Annotated in this window: 1 protein-coding gene; it reads right to left on the bottom strand. The window is 64.0% G+C overall.

Annotated features, from left to right (window positions below):
* Nucleotides 1–36: 36 nt before the first annotated feature.
* Nucleotides 37–1,962, bottom strand: a complete 1,926-nt coding sequence (locus RGD00_RS23170; protein WP_310459596.1) for a type I restriction endonuclease subunit R — start codon at nt 1,960–1,962, stop codon at nt 37–39.
* Between the last annotated feature and the right edge of the window lie 61 nt (nt 1,963–2,023).

Genomic DNA, 2,023 nt, shown 5'->3' on the forward strand with positions numbered 1-2,023 from the left:
CCGTGCTCAACGGCTTCACCGCGCTCGGCACGCCCATCACAGAGGTCGCAGGATAAATCTGTCCGGGGAAAGGGGAAGTCCGATCAGCAGCCGATTTGTGCAACAGAGCCCCGCTCTGTCATCCCCGGCGGCCCGGGCCGCGATCTCGGCATCCTTTGCCGCGCGGAAGGATTTCAGCAATCGATCCGCCACCGGTTCGATGGCGGCGGAGAGGCTGGCGTGGCTGGCCCTCGGGTCAAGCTCGGCCCGGACCACGCGATCCACCTCGAAATCGTCGTAATAGCCAAGGGCATCCAGTTTCGCCCGCAGGTCCAGCACCTGATCCGGATCGGCCACCGCCTCCAGTTCCGCCGTCTCGTAATAGGTGCGGAAGGCGGTCAGGATGTCCTCGGCACTGTTGGCAAAGTCCAGGATATAGGTCGTATCCTTGGTGATCCCGCCCGCAGAATACGCCCGGTTCAGCCGCGAAAGCGTCTGCACCGCCTGGATGCCCGCCAGCCGCCGGTCAACATACATGCCGCAGAGCAGCGGCTGGTCGAAGCCGGTCTGGAACTTGTTTGCGACGATCAGCACATGGAATTCCGGCCCCTTGAACGACTCGCGAATGTCGCCGCGCAGGCCGGAGTTCAACGCCTTCGAGGTCTCGGTGAAGGGGTCGGGGCCGCTGTCGGTGTCGTTCACCTCGCCCGAGAACGCGACCAGCGTCCCCAGCCCATAGCTCTTTTCCGCGATGTATTTCTGCATGGCGATCTGCCAGCGCACCGCCTCCTTGCGGCTTTCGACCACCACCATCGCCTTGGCTCGCCCGTCCAGCAGCGGCATCACCATGGCGCGGTAATGCTCGACCACGATAGCGACCTTCTGGGCGATATTCCACGGATGCAGCTTTACCCATTGCATCAGCGCCTTTTGCGCCGCGCTGCGCTCGACCTCGCGGTCGTCCATTTCCTCGCCCCCCTTCGCCAGCCGGAAGGCCAGCGCATAGGGGGTGTAGTTCTTCAGCACGTCGAGGATGAAGCCCTCCTCGATGGCCTGCCGCATCGAATAGACATGGAACGGCACCGGCAGGTTGCCGGGGCCGACGGGCGCGGCGGGATCGGGGCGGCGGCCGAACAGTTCCATCGTCTTGACCTTAGGCGTGGCGGTAAAGGCGATGAAGCTGATCCCCGAGGCGCCGGCCTTCGCCGCCATGTTCGCGGCCAGCACGTCCTCGGCGCTGATCTCGCCGCCATCCTGCAATTCGGCCAGTTCCTCGGCTGACAGCACCTGCTTCAGCTTCGAGGCCGCCTCGCCGGTCTGGCTGGAATGCGCCTCGTCGGCGATCACCGCGAAACGCTTGCCGCTGGTCGCCGCCAGGTCCTGCACCGCCTTCAGCGCAAAGGGGAATGTCTGGATGGTGCAGACCACGATCTTCTTGCCGCCCGCCAGCGCCTCGGCAAGCTGGCCGCTTTTCGCCCCCGATTCATTGGTGATCGTCGCCACCACGCCGGTGGTGCGCTCAAAGGCAAAGATCGCCTCCTGCAACTGCGTGTCGATCACATTGCGATCCGACACCACGACGACCGAGGAAAAGATTTTCTCGTCCCGTTCGTCATGCAGGTCGGCCAGCAGATGCGCCGTCCAGGCGATGGAGTTGGTCTTGCCTGATCCCGCCGAATGCTGGATCAGGTATTTCCCGCTCGGCCCCTCGTCCAGCACCGCCGCCCGCAGCTTGCGGGTCGCATCAAGCTGGTGGAAGCGCGGGAAGATCATCCCGATCAGCTGCTTCTTCGCATCCCTCATGCCGACCATGTAGCGGCCGAGGATTTCCAGCCAGCTTTCGCGTGCCCAGATATCTTCCCACAGATAGGCGGTGCGATGACCGTTCGGGTTGACCGGATTGCCCGCGGCCCCGTGATCGCCCTTGTTGAAGGGCAGGAAGCGCGTGTCCGGCCCGTCCAGCCGCGTAGGGCGTGTTGACAAAAGGGATTCACCGGGCGCGGTGATCGTGATTCAAGCTGGTATCTGCAATGGAGACCAGCGT

Origin of the sequence: Ruixingdingia sedimenti (genome assembly GCF_031432425.1) — a bacterium.
GTDB lineage: Bacteria > Pseudomonadota > Alphaproteobacteria > Rhodobacterales > Rhodobacteraceae > Ruixingdingia > Ruixingdingia sedimenti.